This is a genomic window from Microbacterium testaceum StLB037 (genome assembly GCF_900104345.1).
In the GTDB taxonomy this organism is placed as follows: domain Bacteria; phylum Actinomycetota; class Actinomycetes; order Actinomycetales; family Microbacteriaceae; genus Microbacterium; species Microbacterium testaceum_A.
Genome location: NZ_FNJN01000007.1, coordinates 233,446 through 249,302, shown reverse-complemented (window position 1 = coordinate 249,302; position 15,857 = coordinate 233,446). Strand labels below are relative to the sequence as shown.

At 70.3% G+C, this 15,857-nt stretch carries 14 protein-coding genes; 4 read left to right on the top strand and 10 right to left on the bottom strand.

The window, feature by feature from the left end; all coding sequences use genetic code 11:
* Window positions 1-322 precede the first annotated feature (322 nt).
* Entirely contained in the window at window positions 323-3,940 is a 3,618-nt protein-coding gene (mfd, locus tag BLS25_RS15345) for a transcription-repair coupling factor (protein ID WP_371129345.1), read from the bottom strand.
* Between the two features lie 51 nt (window positions 3,941-3,991).
* Here mfd and BLS25_RS15340 point away from each other — a divergent pair, with 51 nt between their 5' ends.
* Both BLS25_RS15340 and BLS25_RS16730 read left to right on the top strand, forming a co-directional pair.
* Window positions 3,992-4,477, top strand: a complete 486-nt coding sequence (locus BLS25_RS15340; RefSeq protein WP_056228578.1) for a hypothetical protein — start codon at window positions 3,992-3,994, stop codon at window positions 4,475-4,477.
* A gap of 128 nt (window positions 4,478-4,605) precedes the next feature.
* Window positions 4,606-5,112, top strand: a complete 507-nt coding sequence (locus tag BLS25_RS16730) for a hypothetical protein (protein WP_056228581.1) — start codon at window positions 4,606-4,608, stop codon at window positions 5,110-5,112.
* A gap of 194 nt (window positions 5,113-5,306) precedes the next feature.
* Here the strand turns inward: BLS25_RS16730 and pth are convergent, their stop codons facing one another.
* Window positions 5,307-5,891 carry an aminoacyl-tRNA hydrolase gene (pth, locus tag BLS25_RS15325; RefSeq protein ID WP_074696806.1) on the bottom strand — a complete coding sequence of 195 codons (585 nt, stop codon included), beginning with the start codon at window positions 5,889-5,891 and terminating at the stop codon, window positions 5,307-5,309.
* A gap of 151 nt (window positions 5,892-6,042) precedes the next feature.
* Window positions 6,043-6,681 carry a 50S ribosomal protein L25/general stress protein Ctc gene (locus BLS25_RS15320; RefSeq protein WP_056228590.1) on the bottom strand — a complete coding sequence of 213 codons (639 nt, stop codon included), beginning with the start codon at window positions 6,679-6,681 and terminating at the stop codon, window positions 6,043-6,045.
* A 293-nt stretch (window positions 6,682-6,974) separates the two neighbouring features.
* Here BLS25_RS15320 and BLS25_RS17220 point away from each other — a divergent pair, with 293 nt between their 5' ends.
* Window positions 6,975-7,100, top strand: coding sequence for a hypothetical protein (locus tag BLS25_RS17220; protein ID WP_256335604.1), 126 nt, complete (start codon window positions 6,975-6,977; stop codon window positions 7,098-7,100).
* Between the two features lie 12 nt (window positions 7,101-7,112).
* Here the strand turns inward: BLS25_RS17220 and BLS25_RS15315 are convergent, their stop codons facing one another.
* From BLS25_RS15315 to BLS25_RS15300, 4 genes are all read right to left on the bottom strand, one after another.
* Window positions 7,113-7,829 carry a fumarylacetoacetate hydrolase family protein gene (locus tag BLS25_RS15315; RefSeq protein WP_256335603.1) on the bottom strand — a complete coding sequence of 239 codons (717 nt, stop codon included), beginning with the start codon at window positions 7,827-7,829 and terminating at the stop codon, window positions 7,113-7,115.
* A 121-nt stretch (window positions 7,830-7,950) separates the two neighbouring features.
* Window positions 7,951-9,366, bottom strand: a complete 1,416-nt coding sequence (locus tag BLS25_RS15310; protein WP_074696802.1) for an MFS transporter — start codon at window positions 9,364-9,366, stop codon at window positions 7,951-7,953.
* 356 nt (window positions 9,367-9,722) lie between these two features.
* Entirely contained in the window at window positions 9,723-10,517 is a 795-nt protein-coding gene (locus tag BLS25_RS15305) for an IclR family transcriptional regulator (RefSeq protein WP_074696800.1), read from the bottom strand.
* A gap of 41 nt (window positions 10,518-10,558) precedes the next feature.
* Complete coding sequence (locus tag BLS25_RS15300; RefSeq protein WP_369365698.1) at window positions 10,559-11,614, bottom strand: D-2-hydroxyacid dehydrogenase; 1,056 nt, start codon at window positions 11,612-11,614, stop codon at window positions 10,559-10,561.
* A gap of 110 nt (window positions 11,615-11,724) precedes the next feature.
* On the opposite strand from BLS25_RS15300, the gene BLS25_RS15295 reads away from it, so the two are divergent.
* Complete coding sequence (locus tag BLS25_RS15295; protein WP_074696796.1) at window positions 11,725-12,603, top strand: NAD(P)-dependent oxidoreductase; 879 nt, start codon at window positions 11,725-11,727, stop codon at window positions 12,601-12,603.
* 66 nt (window positions 12,604-12,669) lie between these two features.
* Here BLS25_RS15295 and BLS25_RS15290 read toward each other — a convergent pair whose 3' ends face one another.
* Genes BLS25_RS15290 through BLS25_RS15280 form a run of 3 tightly spaced genes read right to left on the bottom strand, consistent with a single transcriptional unit; the run spans window position 12,670 to window position 15,853 of the window.
* Window positions 12,670-13,671 (bottom strand): zinc-binding dehydrogenase, encoded by a 1,002-nt coding sequence (locus BLS25_RS15290; protein ID WP_074696857.1) that lies wholly within the window; start codon window positions 13,669-13,671, stop codon window positions 12,670-12,672.
* A 17-nt stretch (window positions 13,672-13,688) separates the two neighbouring features.
* Window positions 13,689-14,468, bottom strand: coding sequence for an SDR family oxidoreductase (locus BLS25_RS15285; protein ID WP_056228614.1), 780 nt, complete (start codon window positions 14,466-14,468; stop codon window positions 13,689-13,691).
* Window positions 14,465-15,853, bottom strand: a complete 1,389-nt coding sequence (locus BLS25_RS15280) for a GntP family permease (protein ID WP_074696794.1) — start codon at window positions 15,851-15,853, stop codon at window positions 14,465-14,467. The genes BLS25_RS15285 and BLS25_RS15280 overlap by 4 nt, the downstream gene beginning before the upstream one ends.
* Between the last annotated feature and the right edge of the window lie 4 nt (window positions 15,854-15,857).

Here is a 15,857-nt window from a genome sequence, read left to right as displayed (position 1 = left end):
CCAGCACACGGAACCTCATTGGGATCTCAGAGAGATCAACCTCGGGAACCGGCCGAACGACCGAACCAAAACCTTACACCATTCGGGCGAGGTTTTGGGTGGTCCGCCACTTGAGACGATGCGGGGCCTCTCGGCCTCTCCGCTCTCCCCTGTGGGGCGAACAGGTAAAACATTACGTCGGGACCCCGCATCGGTCGAATCGTCCCTTCACCCCGGGCGTGTCGTCGACTCTGAAGCCCGGAATCACGCGGATCTACGACGAAGGCCCGACCGACGGGTATCGGTCGGGCCTGATCGTCTGCGCTCCGGGAGGGAGCCGTCATCACGCGTTCGCGGTCTCGGCGTTCTCTGAGACGGGCAACGGCCACAGCGCGTCGAGGAGCTGGCGCACCCACGCGATGAGGTTCGCATCGTCCGCATCCTGAGGGAGCGGGACCACCATGGCGTCCCCGCCGGCGACGAGCTTCGCCTTCGGGTACAGCCGCTGCAGACGCACCCGCATCGAGTCCGGAAGGTTCGCGGGGGCGATGCGCAGGTTGGAACCCATCGCGACCACATCGGCCAGACCGGCCTGAGCGGCCCGGCGGCGCAGGCGCGCCACGGCGATGAGTCCCTCGACTTCGGCCGGCGGCTCTCCGTATCGATCCCGAAGCTCCTCGACCACGAGGTCGATCGCATCGCTCTTCGCCGTCGCGGAAGCCGCGGCCGACAGCTTCTGGTACGCCTCGAGACGCAGACGCTCGCTGTCGATGTAGAACTCTGGCAATCGAGCATCGACGGGGAGCTCGAGGCGGAGTTCGGTGGGACCGTCGACGTCTTCGCCACGGAACGTGGAAACGGCTTCGCCGATCATGCGCAGGTACAGGTCGAAACCGACACCCGCGATGTGTCCGGCCTGCTCGGCACCGAGGAGGTTTCCGGCGCCGCGCAGTTCGAGGTCTTTCAGCGCCACCTGCATGCCCGAGCCGAGGTCGTTGTTCACGGCGATCGTCTCGAGCCGGTCGGCCGCGGTCTCGGACAACGGCTTCATCTCGTCGTAGAGGAAATACGCGTACGCACGGTCGCGCCCACGCCCCACGCGTCCGCGGAGCTGGTGCAGCTGCGACAGCCCGTACTTATCGGCGCGGTCGATGATGATCGTGTTGGCGTTCGAGATGTCGAGCCCGGTCTCGATGATCGTGGTCGAGACCAGCACATCGGCACGACGCTCCCAGAAGTCATCGACGACCTGCTCGAGGGCGTGCTCCCCCATCTGCCCGTGGGCCACGACGATCCGGGCCTCGGGCACCAGTTCAGCGAGGTGCGCGGCGACGCGCTGGATCGACGAGACCCTGTTGTGCACGTAGAAGATCTGGCCCTCGCGGAGCAACTCCCGGCGGATCGCGGCGGCGATCTGCTTGTCGTTGCGGGGGCCCACGTACGACAGGATCGGATGCCGATCCTCCGGCGGGGTCGCGAGGGTCGACATCTCGCGGATCCCCGTGACCGCCATCTCGAGGGTGCGCGGGATCGGGGTGGCGCTCATCGCCAGGATGTCGACGTTGGTCTTGAGCTTTTTCAGCTGGTCTTTGTGCTCGACGCCGAACCGCTGCTCCTCGTCGATGATCATCAGCCCGAGGTCTTTGAAGATGACCTTCTCGGTCAGGATGCGATGGGTTCCGATGACCATGTCGACCGTGCCGTCGGTGAGGCCGGCCAGGGTGGCCTTCACCTCTTTGTCGGTCTGGAAGCGCGACAGCGGCCGGACCGTGACGGGAAAGCCCGCGAAACGCTCGGCGAAGGTCTCGAGGTGCTGCTTGACCAGCAGCGTGGTGGGAACCAGCATCGCGACCTGCTTGCCGTCCTGGATGGCCTTGAACGCCGCCCGCACCGCGACCTCGGTCTTGCCGAATCCGACGTCGCCCGAAAGCAGTCGATCCATCGGGATCGGCTTCTCCATGTCGGCTTTGATCTCGTCGATCGTCTGCAGCTGATCGAGGGTCTCGGCGAAGGGAAAGGCCTCTTCGAGCTCGCGCTGCCACGGGGTGTCGGGACCGAACGCGTACCCCTTCGACGCCATGCGTGCCGAGTACAGCTTCACCAACTCGACCGCGATGTCGCGGACGGCCTTGCGGGCTCGCCCCTTCGCCGCCGCCCAGTCGCTTCCGCCCATCTTCGACAGGGTCGGCGCTTCGCCGCCCACGTACTTCGACAGCAGGTCGAGCTGATCCGTGGGGACGAACAGCTTGTCGCCCGGGTAACCGCGCTTGGCCGGCGCGTACTCGAGGACGAGGTACTCCTTCGTGGTCTTCACCGCGTTGCGACCGCCGCTGGACACCTCGCGCTGCGTGAGCTCGAGGAACTTACCGATGCCGTGGGTCGCATGCACGACGACGTCGCCGGGCTTGAGCTGCAGCGGGTCGACCACGTTGCGTCGACGCGAGGCGAGCTTCTTGACGCCGCGGTTGTCGCCGCTGACCGAGCGCCCGTAGAACTCCGTCTCGGTGATGACGGCGAACTTCGCCTCGGTCAGCTGGAAGCCCCGCTCGAGAGGAGCGCAGACGACATGGGCGACTCCGGCCTCGGGGGCCGACTTCACATCGTCGACGCGGCGGGCGGCGATCCCGCGCTCGGAGAGGACGTCTCGGGCACGATCCACCATTCCGGGACCGGATGCTGTGACGACGACCGACCACCCGTCGCGCAGAAGCTCGCCGACGTGAGCAGTCGCACCCTCGACGTTCCCCTGGAACGACGGCACCGGATCGGCCTTGATGCGATGAGCGGAGTCATCGCCGACGACGAGCCCCTCGTCTTCGGCATCCGCCGCTCCCGAGTCGAAAGCGCTCAACTGCCACCAGACGCCGCCTCGACCGCTGGCTCTCTCGTGCAGGTCGTCGAGGGTGACGAAGTCACCGGACCCGAGATCGACCGGGGTGTCCGCCCCCGCCGTCGCCGCCGACCACGCCGCCTCGAGGAACTCGCGGTTGGTGTCGCCGAGCGTGGTGGCACGAGCGAGCGAACGCTCCGGATCGACGAGCGCCACCGCGCTCGCGCCGGGGAGATAGTCGACCAGGGTGATGAGGTCGTCCACCAGCACGGGGATCAGCGACTCCATGCCCTCGGCGGGAATCCCCTCGGCCATCTTCTCGAGCAACTGACGCAGCCCGGGATAGCCGTCGCGGAGTTCGGCGGCGCGCGCGCGCACCTCCGCCGTGAGCAGAAGCTCTCGGCTGGGCACGAGCGTCACCGCGGGCACCTCCCCGGGTAGCGAGCGCTGGTCGGCGACGGAGAAGGCGCGGATCTGGTCGACCTCGTCGCCGAAGAACTCGACGCGGTACGGGTGATCCGCCACCGGGGGGAAGACGTCGAGGATGCCGCCGCGCACCGCGAAGTCTCCGCGGCGCGAGACCATGTCGACGCGGTGGTACGCGAGCTCGACGAGGCGCGTCGTGACGACCTCGAGCTCACGCCCGCGCCCCCCGACCGAGAGTTCGACCGGTTCGACGTCACCCAGACCGGGGGCCAGCGGCTGGAGGGCGCTGCGCACCGACGCGGTCACCACGAGCGGCGCGGTGCGGTCCCACGCGGCGATCCGGCGCAGGACGTCGAGACGGCGACCGACCGTCTCGGGACTGGGGCTGAGCCGCTCGTGGGGCAGCGTCTCCCAGGCCGGGAAGTGGAGGACCTGCGCGCCGGGCAGAACGGCCTCGAGAGCCGGGCCGAGGGACTCGGCACGTCGACCGGTGGGCGCGATCACCAGCACGGCGCCGGGATCACCCGCGGCACGGCGACGCTCGACGAGGCCCGCGACGACGGGGGCGTCGAGGCCGTCGACGAGAGAGAGCGACAGGTCGGAGGAGGCCGCCGAAGCGGCTTCACGGTACGACTCAGCCTGCTCGAGGGCGCGAACGATCCCGGGAACTGTCACTCGAAAGAGTCTACGCGGGGGCTCCGACATCGGGCCGGGGTGGACAACGCGCCCGGGTGCCACCTCTCGTAGGCTTGCCGCATGACGACGCCGAGCGCCCCGAACGGTCCGGTCTTCGCCGCCCCTCATGCGGCACCGCCCGTCGGGACGCTCCTCACTCCCCCGCCGCCCTCCCGCCGAGGTCGCCCCCTGGGCACCTGGGCGCTCGCGCTCTCCGTGGTCGCGGCCGTCCTGGCCCCGGCCGTCGGCGGCTTCGCGGCGTTCCGCTCGGCGCGCGGCGCGGCCCCCGGGCTGACCACGATGTCGTCGAACGGCTTCGACTGGCGCGTGCTCTCCCCCGTGCGCGAGCTGGTGCTGCTGGGGGAGGTCGCGTTCTGGACGGGGACGGCGATCGGCATCACGGCCCTCGTGCTGGGAATCGTCGCCATCGTCCGGCGGTCGGGGCGCGGTGCCGGGATCGCGGGACTCGTCCTCTCGGTGCTGGGCCCGATCTTCTTCGGTGTGCTGACCGCCATCGCGATCGTCGCGGGGCTGGCCACCGTGCCCGCAGGCGGTGCGCCCGTCTGACCCCGCCCCGGGCCGGCGCCGATACCGCGCCGCGCGGACGGGCGTCCAGCCCCACGCCCCGGCGCGGGACGCTTCTCAGACTCCGGGAACGGGCGGTCCACGCCCACCGACGACCAGAGGAGCATCTCGTGAGCACGACACCCCCGCCCCCCGAGCCGTACCAACAGCCCGTCACGCGCGGCGACTCCTCCGGCACCACCCCGTCGGCACAGGGCGCTCCCGCCGCACCCGCCTACGTCCCGCCCACCACCAGCAAGCCGAAGGGCCCGAAGAAGCTCGGACTTGTCGCCTTCGTCGTCTCGCTCATCGCGGTCGTCGGCGGCTCGATCATCGCCTTCATCGCCGGGATGCAGAGCGCGAGCCTCGCCCCGTACGCCGACGGCGGCCAGCAGATGGAACCGAACACGCTTCCCCCGGAAGTCCAGCAGGCGGCCATCGTCTTCGGCATCCTGACCGTCGTCGCCTTCGTCGTGTACGCGGTCTTCGGACTCTGGGGGTTCATCCAGGGAATCGTCGCCGCGGTGAAGAACCGCGGTCGCGGATGGGCGATCGGCGCGATCGCCCTGTCGCTTCTCGGCGGCATCGTGGTCGGCAGCGCGCTGGCCGCGGGCGCCGCGATCGGCGTCTCCGCGTGACGTGACGTTCGGCACGACCATCGGCCCCGGTTCCTCGTGACCGGGGCCGATCGTCGTTTCCGGCGCTCTCATCCCCGGACGGCGCGGGAGCGCGCGGGACTGCGCCCGGGGACGCGACGGGTGAACCGTTCACCGTCTGGACGGACGGCGGGGGTCACGGCACGCCGGCGCTCGGCCAGCTGCCGTGCCGCGCGTCAGGCGCGCGGGGCGTGGAAGCGCTGCTGGGCGGCGACCAATCCCTCGTCGACCAGGAGTTCCACGGCATCCGCGGCATCCGAGACGAGGATCGGAAGCGTCTGACGCTCGGTCGAGCTGAACGGATCGAGCACCCAGGCGGCGGGATCCTGGCGCCCGACCGGACGCCCGATGCCCACGCGGACGCGGGGGAACTCCGGCGTACCGAGGGCCTTCGCGATGTCGCGCACCCCGTTGTGCCCGCCGTGACCGCCCCCGGTCTTGAGCTTGATGGTGTCGTAGGGGATGTCGAGCTCGTCGTGGACGACGACGATGCGCTCGGGCGCGGTGCCGTAGAAACGCGCGAGCCCGGCCGCCGGCCCCCCGGACACGTTCATGAAGCTGTTCGGCTTCGCCAGGACGAGCTTGTCCGCTCCCGGGCGCAGCCACGTCTCGACCACCCGCGCGTTGGCCTTGTGGGCGCGGAAGGCCTCGCGGCGGCGGGCGGCGAGCTCGTCGACGACCATCTGACCGATGTTGTGTCGAGTCGCCTCGTAACGGGGGCCCGGGTTACCGAGACCCACGATGAGCCAGGTGTCTGCCATGGCATCCATCCTTCCGGGTCCGCGTGCGGACCGTGCGCGACGACGCGGTCGTCAGGTGACGGGACCCCGCGCGCCATCCGCGCGGAGAAACGAACGAGGGGACGCGAAAACGCGCCCCCTCGTACTCGGACCGTGGAACGGCCCTCGGGAATTACTTGTCGTCGCCCTCTTCGGCCGACTCGGCCTCTTCGGACTGCTCCTCGGCGACCTCGGCATCGGCCTCGGCGATCTCTTCGTCGGCAGCGAGGGTGTCGAGCGGCACCGAGACACCCACCACGAGCGTCTCGGGCTCGGTGACGAGGGTGGCGCCCTTGGGCAGGGTCAGGTCGGCAGCGGTGATCTGCGTGCCGTCCTCGGCGCCCTCGACCGAGACCTCGATGTTCTGGGGGATGTGGGTGGCCTCGACCTCGAGCGACACGGAGGTCGCGTCGAGCATGGCGACGGTGCCCGAGAAGGGCTCACCGGTGATGACGACGGGAACGTCGACCTGAACCTTCTCGCCCTTCTTCACGACGATGAGGTCGATGTGCTCGATGATCTGACGCACGGGGTCCTTCTGCACGTCCTTGACGAGGACGAGCTGGTCCTTGCCAGCGATGTCGAGGTCGAGCAGCGCGTTGGCGCGACGGATGAGCAGGGCGACCTGGTGGCCGGGGAGCGCCACGTGCTGGGGCTCGGTGCCGTGACCGTAGATGACGGCCGGGATCTTGCCCGCGGCGCGGAGGCGACGGGCGAAGCCCTTGCCGAAGTTCTCGCGGAGTTCCGCGACGACCTTGTTGTCTTCCGACATGATGTTCTCCTCGCGGGCTCGTGTCCCGCAGCTTGTGAGCGGACATGGTCCGCACCTGTGTGGTCTGGATTCGACTCGAACGCGAGCGCGTGAGGAAAGCCGGGAGCCTGCATCACTGCGTCGATCACGGACGCCTGCGCACCGTGCGGCACGCGAAGCGGCATCCCTCGCCGAAGTTCCCCGGAAGTCTACCAGCGCAAGAGGGAGAACCACGACCCGACCTCGGACGGCGGCGGGAGCGCGCGCCGAGCGACGGTAGGATCGAACGGCCACAACCCACCCGGAGGATCATCATGGACAGCGGCTTCTTCTCTCACGTCGTGCTCTGGGTCATCGGCGGCATCGCCGCGTTCGGCCTGATCGGCACCGTCGGCGCGCTCTTCACCATGGGCCGCAACGCGAACTACAAGAAGCACTGACGCGCCGTCGCTCTACGACGTCGGCGTCGTGAGCCGCATGCCCGCGATGACGACCTCGACCGTCTCCCCTGGACGAACCGGCGCCTGCGAGAACGGCGCGCCCATCATGACGACGTCGCCCGGCCCCAGCGTGGTCCAGCCCGCGACGTAGGCGAGGCACTCGCGCAGCGTCATCGGCAGGCGGTGCGACGACGTCTCGGCGCGCACCTCGCCGTCGGCTGACAGCCGCATCGGCAGATCGCCGTCGATCGAGAGGGCGGTGTCGACCCAGGGTCCGAGCGGGGTATAGCCCTCTCCGGACTTCGACTCGAAGTTGCGGGGATCGAAGGCCGCGCGGTCGGGGCTCGAGAGGTCGTTCACCGCAGTGATGCCCCACACGAACTCGTGCGCCGTTTCGATCGTCAGTCCGGTCGTGTCGCGGCCGATCACCACGGCGATCTCGGCCTCGGCCACGGTCGCACCGGCGTCGCGGCGCAGGCGGGCCGGGACTCCGGATGCCGTGACCGTGCGCGGGCTCTTCAGCCACGCCTGCACGGGAGAGGCGTGGCCCGGGCCGTTCTGCGCGATGCCGACCACGACGGTCGGCTCGCACGGGGCCAGCAAGACCCCCGTGATCGCGGCGCCCTCGTCGGCGGGGTCGACACCCGCGGCGAACGCGGCGTAGGGGTCGCCGATCGGGACGAAGCCCGCCCCCTCGACGCGGACGGTGCGCGGGCCCTCGGCCGTCATCAATCGAGCGATCCGCATCAGCGCACCGCCCCCCGTACCTCGAGGCGGAACCCCTCCGCGGTGTCCGCGAGGAGCGCCGGAGCCCCCACCAGGCTGCCGGCACTCCCCCGCCTGTCGTGCGTCACCGGATCGTCCGGACCGTCACGGTCGTGGCATCCACGCCCTCGCCCGCTTCTTCGCGCGACACCTTGATCGCGTCGTCGATGCGGGTGAGGTCGCGACGCAGCGTCTCGGGGACGAGGAAGGTCGACGCGGTGGTGATGAGGGCGAGCGTGCCCATGTAGATCGCCAGCAGCAGCCAGTTCGCCCCGCTGACGGCGATGATGTAGGCGCCCAGGACTCCGGCGAGACCACCGGCGAGCACGGCGGAAAGCTCGCGGGCCATCGCGACGCCGAGGTAGCGGTGACGGTTGCCGAACAGCTCGGGGAGCATCGCGCACTGGGGTCCGAGCATCGAGTTGACGGCGACACCGATGCCGATCGCGATGACCGCGATAGTGATCGGGTAGCTGCCGAGCGACATCAGCCACCAGGCCGGGAAGGTGAAGACCAGCATGAACACCGCGCCCATGCGATAGACGGTGCGACGACCCATGCGGTCGGACAGGGCCCCCGTCAGCGGCACCGAGAAGATGCCGATGAGCGAGCCGAGCGTGACACCCCACGTCAGCAGGCTGCGGTCGGCCTGGCCGCCGACCGTCGCGACGAAGAACGTCAGCGCCAGGGTGTTGAACATGTAGGAACCGCCGTTCTCGGCCATGCGCAGGCTGATGCCGACGATGACTCCCGGAAGACCGCGCGTGAAGATGTCGCGGATGGGTCGCTCGGCGATCTGCTCGTGCTTCTCGAGCTCGATGAAGGTCGGCGTCTCGCGCAGGCGCATGCGGATGAACAGCGCGAGCAGGATGAGCGCGAACGACGCCAGGAACGGCACGCGCCAGCCCCAGCTGAGCAGCTGGTCTTCGGGCAGCAGCGAGATGAGGCTGAACACGACGGCCGCCAGGAGGGTACCCGCCTGGATGCCGATGAAGGGCAGCGCCGAGAAGAAGCCACGGCGCTTCACCGGGGCGTACTCGGCCATCAGGACCGTGGCCCCCGCCTGCTCGGCACCGGCGCCGAAGCCCTGCAGCAGGCGCATGATCACGAGCAGGATGGGCGCGAGGACGCCCACCGCCTCGTACGTCGGCAGGAGTCCGATGGCCGTGGAGGCGCCGCCCATCAGCAGGATCGTGATGACCAGCACCCACTTGCGTCCGAGCTTGTCGCCGAGGACGCCGAAGAACAGTCCGCCGAACGGGCGCGCGAGGAAGCCCACGCCGTAGGTGGCGAAGGCTGCGACCGTGGCGAGGGCGGGATTGTCCTGCGAGAAGAACAGGACGTTGAAGATCAACGCCGTCGAGAGGCCGTAGAGCGCGAAGTCGAAGTACTCGAGCGCGCTGCCGATGCTCGAGGCGAGCGTTGCGCGGCGGAGGTTCGCTGCGTATTCGGGGTCATCCGTCGGCTGCGTCGTCGTGGTGGATGAAGTGGTCACGGCCATCTCCTTCGATCGGCTGGGGTCTTGCGACTCGGCCGACTGTACCAACGGAGTGGACAGAGTTCAATATGTTGAACAGAATTCGAGGGGCGAGGTGTGGGCAGCGCGGGTTCGGGCGTGATTCGTCGTTGGGAACGGGAATTTCCGCCAGGAACGACGGGATCCGCCCCGAACGACGCGCGGGGCGCGGCGAGCGCGACGCGCACGCTCATCGGTCGCGATGAGGCGTTGGGGACGCGCGGCGTGCCTGGCAGGCGCGCGGCGTGCCCAGCAGGGCACCGGCGGAGCGCGACGCGCGTGGCGGGGCGACGAGGGCGCGCACGGCGTGCGCGCGTCGAGTGGGGCGGCGCTGTCGCGGGTCAGCCTGCGCGGGACGCGCTGAACGGGTTGGTCAGCGCCGCGGCGGCCTCGCGCAGTGCCGCGCCGACGCGCGCGATGCGTTCGGGCGTGGCATCCGCCGCCGGAAGACCGACCCCCAGCGCCAGCTGCGGGTCGCCGGGCGCCCACCCCTCGAGGGGCACCGCGACACCGAAGATGCCGCGGAACGACTCCTCTTCGTCGACCGACCACCCGCGTTCGCGCGAGGCGGCGATCTTGGCGATCACTGCGTCGACGTCGAGGGTGCTGTGGTCGGTGAGCTTGGGCAGCGGGCGTCCGTGCGTGAGAAGAGCCCGCACGTCGTCGTCGGTGCGGGTCATGAGCAGTGCGCGGCCCGTGGCCGACAGCGCCGCGGGGAGGCGCGAGCCGAGGGGCGTGCCCATGCGGATCGAGCGCGAGCCCTCATAGCGGGCGAGGTACAGCGCGTCGGCATCGTCGAGCACGGCGACCTGCACGAGCTCGCTCGCGAGCACCGGCGACGTCTCGCACACGGCGTAGAACTCGCGCACCTGATTGAACTGCGCGGCGAAGGCACCGCCCAGCTCGGCGGTGCGGATGCCGAGACGGTAGCCGAGGGGGACGCGCTCGATCATGCGCCCCGCCTCGAGCGAGAGGCAGAGGTTCGCCGTCGACGACTTCGCCAGACCGAGACCCGCGGCGAGCTCGGTGAGGGTCAGGGTGCGCCCCGCCTCGGCCAGCAGGCCCAGGAGCCGGATGCTGCGCCCCACGGCCGGCGCCGGATCGCGCGCGATCTCACTCACGTCGTCGTCGCTCACCGCGGCCCCCTCGTCTCGCCGGCATCGCGGATCGCGACACCTCAGTAGAACTCGACCGTATCGACAACGGCCCGCATCGGCTCGCCGTCGATGAGGCGCGTGGCGTTCTCGGCGAAGCGGCGGGCGATGCGCTCCTCCTCTTTACTGCTGAGCGCGGCGGTATGCGCACTCACCAGGACCGACGGATGCCGCCAGAGCGGCGAGTCCTGAGGAAGGGGCTCCACCTCGAACACGTCAAGAGCGGCGAACGACACCCGGCCGTCCTCGAGGGCCGCGAGCAGGGCGTCCTCGTCGATCACCGTGCCGCGCCCCACGCTGGCGAGGATCGCGCCGGGCTTCACCGCGGCGAGCACGTCGGCGCCGATCAGGTGATGCGTCTGGTCGGTGCCGGGGAGAGTGACGACGATGGCATCCACCTCGGCGACGGCCGACACCAGCTCGTCGAGCGGCACGAGGCGATCGACCCCCTCGACGGGGGCGCCGCTGCGCGTGGTCCCCCACACCTCCGCGCCGAGCGCATGGAAGCGCCGCGCGCACTCGGCACCGATGCCGCCGAGACCGACCACGAGCACCGTCATCTCGTCGACCTGGCGCATCTCCCAGCGCTCGCTCCAGTGCTTCTCGGCCTGGTCGCGCGCGAGGCGAGGCAGCCCTTTGGCCCCGGCCATCACGCCGAAGACCGCGAACTCGGCGAGGGGTCCGCCGTGCACGCCGGCACTGGTGGTGAAGGTGACACGGTCGAGGGCCTCACGGTCGAGGCCGGCGGCCTTGACCTGTCCCCCGCCTCCGGCCGCGGTGGTCATGACCCAGCGCAGGCGCGGGTTGGCCGCGACCGTCCGGGCGAGAGCCGCGGGATCGACGTCGGGGATGCCGAAGAGCGCCTCGGCGGAGTCGACCATCTCGTCGAAGGCCCGCTGCTGTTCGGCAGTACGCTCGTGGTCCGGGTCGCCCGACCAGTCGGCCGGTCCGCGCATCGGGTGCGTGAGCGAGGGATCGCGCACGAGCTCGAGGCGCGGCTCGAGACGTTCGATGAGCCGGCAGTGCTCCTCTTTCAGGGGTACCGCGACTACTGCGCGAAGACTGGACCGTGTCGACATCGTCGTCATTCCCTCCGCCGCCGCGGGTGCGCCCCGCAGCGGTCTCTCTCGAACTCTGTTCATCATATTGAACCCTGTTCAACCTGTTGTCCAGCCGATAGGATCGACTCATGACGACGCTCGATGACGTGCGACTCGGCGTGTGGGGCCTCGGCGCCATGGGCGAGCCGATGGCCCACCACCTGCTCTCCGCCCGCGGATCCCTCACGGTTCACGCGCGGCGAGAAAGACCCGGACTCACCGACTCCGGAGCCCACTGGACGGCCACCGCCCGCGAGCTCGCAGAGGCGACGGATGCCGTGCTGGTGATGCTCCCCGACCTCCCGCAGCTCGAAGAGCACCTCGACGGCCCTGACGGACTGCTCGCCGGCGTCGGCGAACGGGACTTCCTGTTCATGATCGGCTCGACATCGTCACCCGTCGGCGTGCGGGAGCTCGCCGACCGCCTGCCCGGCGGCATCCGGATCGTGGACTGCCCCGTCTCGGGCGGCGAAGACGGCGCGAAGGCCGGGACGCTGTCGATCATGCTCGGCGGCGACGAGGCCGACACCGACCGGGCGGCCGCCTTGCTCGCTCCGTGCGGCACCCCCGTGCGGCTCGGCCCTCTGGGCGCGGGAGAGGTCGCGAAGGCCTGCAACCAGATGGTGGTGGCGGCGACGATCCTCGCCCTCGGCGAGGCGACCGAACTGGCCGCGCGATCCGACGTCGATCCCGCCGCCCTCTGGGACCTGCTCGGCGGCGGCTACGCCGGGTCGAACCTGCTGCAGAGCCGGCGCGAGAAGCTCGTCAGCGGCGACGACTCCCCCAGCGGCGTCGCCTCCTACATGGTGAAAGACCTGCGCTTCGCCGCCGACATCGCCGAGGCGACGTCGACCCGGCCCGCCCTGCTGCCCGCGCTGCGCGCCGCGTTCGACGAGATCGTCGAGCGCGACCTGGGCGACCGCGACATCGCGGTGACGCGCCGGTTCACCGCCGAGCGCAGCCGCTGACGCCGGAACCACTCCGAGAACGACGAAGCGGAGCGGCCCGAGGGTCGCTCCGCTTCGTCGTTCGGATCAGAGGGCGAAGACCACCTTGCCCGAGCGCTCGGAGTCGCGCGCGACAGCGAAGGCCTCGCCGGCATCTGGCACCGCGAACTCGTGCGTGATCGCACTCTCGATCGCCGGATTCGCCGCGAGCAGCTCCACCGCCGCGTCGATCTCGTCGCGGAAGCGGAAGGCGCCGAAGTAGCGCACCTCCTTCGAGATGAAGGGCGCGAGGTTCACCGGCCGCGCATCGTCAGGGAGCATGCCGACCTGCACGACCGTGCCGCCCGCCCGCACCGCCTTCAGGGCCGTCGAGATCGACACGGGCACGCCCGAGCACTCGAGCACGACCGCGTACGCACCGGCCTCGACGACCTCGGTCGAGACGTCGATCGTCGCCTGGGCGCCGAGGGTCCGGGCCCGCTCGAGGGGACCGGCGAGCACATCGGTCGCGGTGACGCGCGCCCCCGCGGCGGTGGCCGCGGCGACGGCCATCAGACCGATCGGACCGGATCCGGTGACCAAAACCTCGAGACCCTCCACCGGGCCCGCCTTGCCGAGGGCGTGGAGCGCGACCGCGAGTGGCTCGGCGAGAACGGCCCGGCGCACCGGCAGATCGGCCGGCAGCGGGCGCACCATGTCGCTCTCGACGATCAGGTACTCGGATGCCGCGCCCTGGGTGTGCGGCCAGGTCGAGGCACTGCCGAGGTACGAGCCGCCGGGCCACAGGTGCGGGGCGTCTTCGATGCCCTCGCGCGGAGTTCCGAAGCGCGCGGGGTGCACCGTGACGGGCGTGCCCGCAGCGAAGGTTCCCGAGGGGTCGAGATCGACGGCGCCCGATAGCTCATGCCCGGGCACGAGCGGCTCGCGCACGACGAACGCGCCGTTCGCGCCGTCGAAGAAGTAGTGCAGGTCGGATCCGCAGATGCCGACGTAGGCGACCCGCAGGCGGACCTGCCCCTCGCCCGGTTCAGGCACGGCGACCTCGCGCACGGCGGCGGTGCGAGCCGACTCGATCAGCAGCGACTTCATGGTGTGCTCCTCCACGATCAGACGACCGCCGTCATTCCGCCGTCGACGAAGATGTTCTGCCCCGACACGAAGCTCGAGGCGTCGGATGCCAGAAAGAGCAGCGCCCCACGCAGTTCGTCGAAGTCGCCCCAGCGGGCGGCCGGCGTGCGCTGGGTCAACCAGCGGGTGAACTCGGGGTCGTCGACGAGGTCGCGGTTCATCTCGGTCGCGAAATAGCCCGGGCTGAGGGCGTTGACCTGGATGCCGTGGCGGGCGAGGTCGGCCGCCATGCCGGCGGTCAGCTGCGCGACGCCGCCCTTGGTGGCCGAGTACGGCGCGATGGTCTGGCGCGCAAGGCGCGACTGCACCGACGCGACGTTGACGACCTTGCCGGACCCGCGGGCGACCATGGCGGGGGTGACGAAGCGCGAGACGTAGAAGACGCCCGAGAGGTTCGCCGCCACGATGTCGTCCCAGTCCGAGACCGCGAACTCGTGGATCGGCGCGCGGCGCTGGACGCCGGCGTTGTTGACGAGGATGTCGGGGACGCCGACCGCCTCGACCACCCCGGAGATCGCAGCCTCGACGGCCGCGGCATCCGTGACGTCGAAGACGACGGCGTGGGCGGGCCGACCCGACAGCTCTTCGGCCTCGGCGCGGGTCTGCTCCACGGCATCCGCGTCTCGACCGTGCACGATCAGCCGGGCACCGCCGCGCGCGAGGGTGAGGGCCAGCGCGCGGCCGAGGCCACGCGAGGAACCGGTGACGAGCGCGAGTCGGTCGGAGACGTCGAACAAGTCGGCGTTCGAGCCCGTCACAGCAGCGCTCCGATGCCGAAGACGGCCAGGGCCGCGACGAAACCGAGCACCGACTCGATCGCCTGCTGCACGGTCCAGGTCTTCAGGGTGGTCTTGACGTCCATGCCCATCAGGCGGCCGACGAGCCAGAAGCCCGAGTCGTTCACGTGACCGGCGAACACCGAGCCGGCGGCGGTCGCGAGAGTGATCGCCACCACCTGCAGCGGCGAGAAGTCGCCGGCCATGACGGCGGGGGCGGCGAGACCCGCGGCGGTCACGAGCGCGACCGTGGCCGAGCCCTGCGCCAGACGCAGGATGACGGCGATGATGTACGCCGCGACGATGACCGGCAGTCCCAGGTCGCCGAGGCTGTCGGCGAGGGCGTCGCCGATGCCCGAGGCGCGCAGGACCGCGCCGAACATGCCCCCGGCGCCGGTGATGAGGATGACCGAGCAGACCGGGCCGAGGGCCGAGTCGACGACCTTCTCGAGCGCGGTGCCGTTCTCGCCCCGGCGGAAGCCGAAGACGATCGTGGCGACGAGGACGGTGATGAGCAGGGCGACCGGGGAGTTGCCGAGCAGGACGAGCACCTGGATGACGGTGTTGTCGGTGTCGACCACTCCGGCCGAGCCGAGGGTGGTGAGGCCGGTATTGAGGAAGATCAGCAGCATCGGCAGCAGCAGCACCAGGATGACGGTGAGGGGCTTGGGCGGGTTCTTCGGCTGGTCGGCGTCGACGTCACCGAACAGCAGCGGCACGGGGAGGACGATGCGACGGGCGATGAACTTGCCCCAGAGGTAACCCGAGAGGTACCAGATCGGGAAGGCGATGATGAGGCCGACGATCAGCAGCAGGCCGAGGTTGGCGCCGTACAGCTCGCTCGCGGTCACCGGGCCCGGGTGCGGCGGGAGGAAGACGTGCATCACCGAGAACGCGGCGGCGGCCGGCAGGCCGAACAGCAGGACGTTGTTGCCCGACACCCGGCGCGCGATGGCGAAGATGATGGGCAGCATCATGACGAGCCCGGCGTCGAAGAACATCGGGAACCCGAGGATCAGCGAGACGATGCCGAGGGCGAAGGGGGCGCGCTTCTCTCCGAAGACGCGCACGAACGTCTCGGCCAACGATTGCGCGCCGCCGGAGTGTTCGATCAGTCGACCGAGCATCGCGCCCAGGGCGACCAGCAGGGCCACGGTGCCGAGGGTTCCGCCGAACCCTCCGGTGAGCGTCGACACGATCGCCGACACCGGGATGCCCGCGACGAACGCCGTCACGAGCGACACGATGATGAGGGCGAGGAAGGCGTGCACCTTCAGCCAGATGATGAGCACGAGGATGAGCGCGATGGCGCCCGCGGCGATGGCGAGCAGGGGCGCCGCGCCGAGTGTCTGAGTCCAGTCGTCCAAGAGA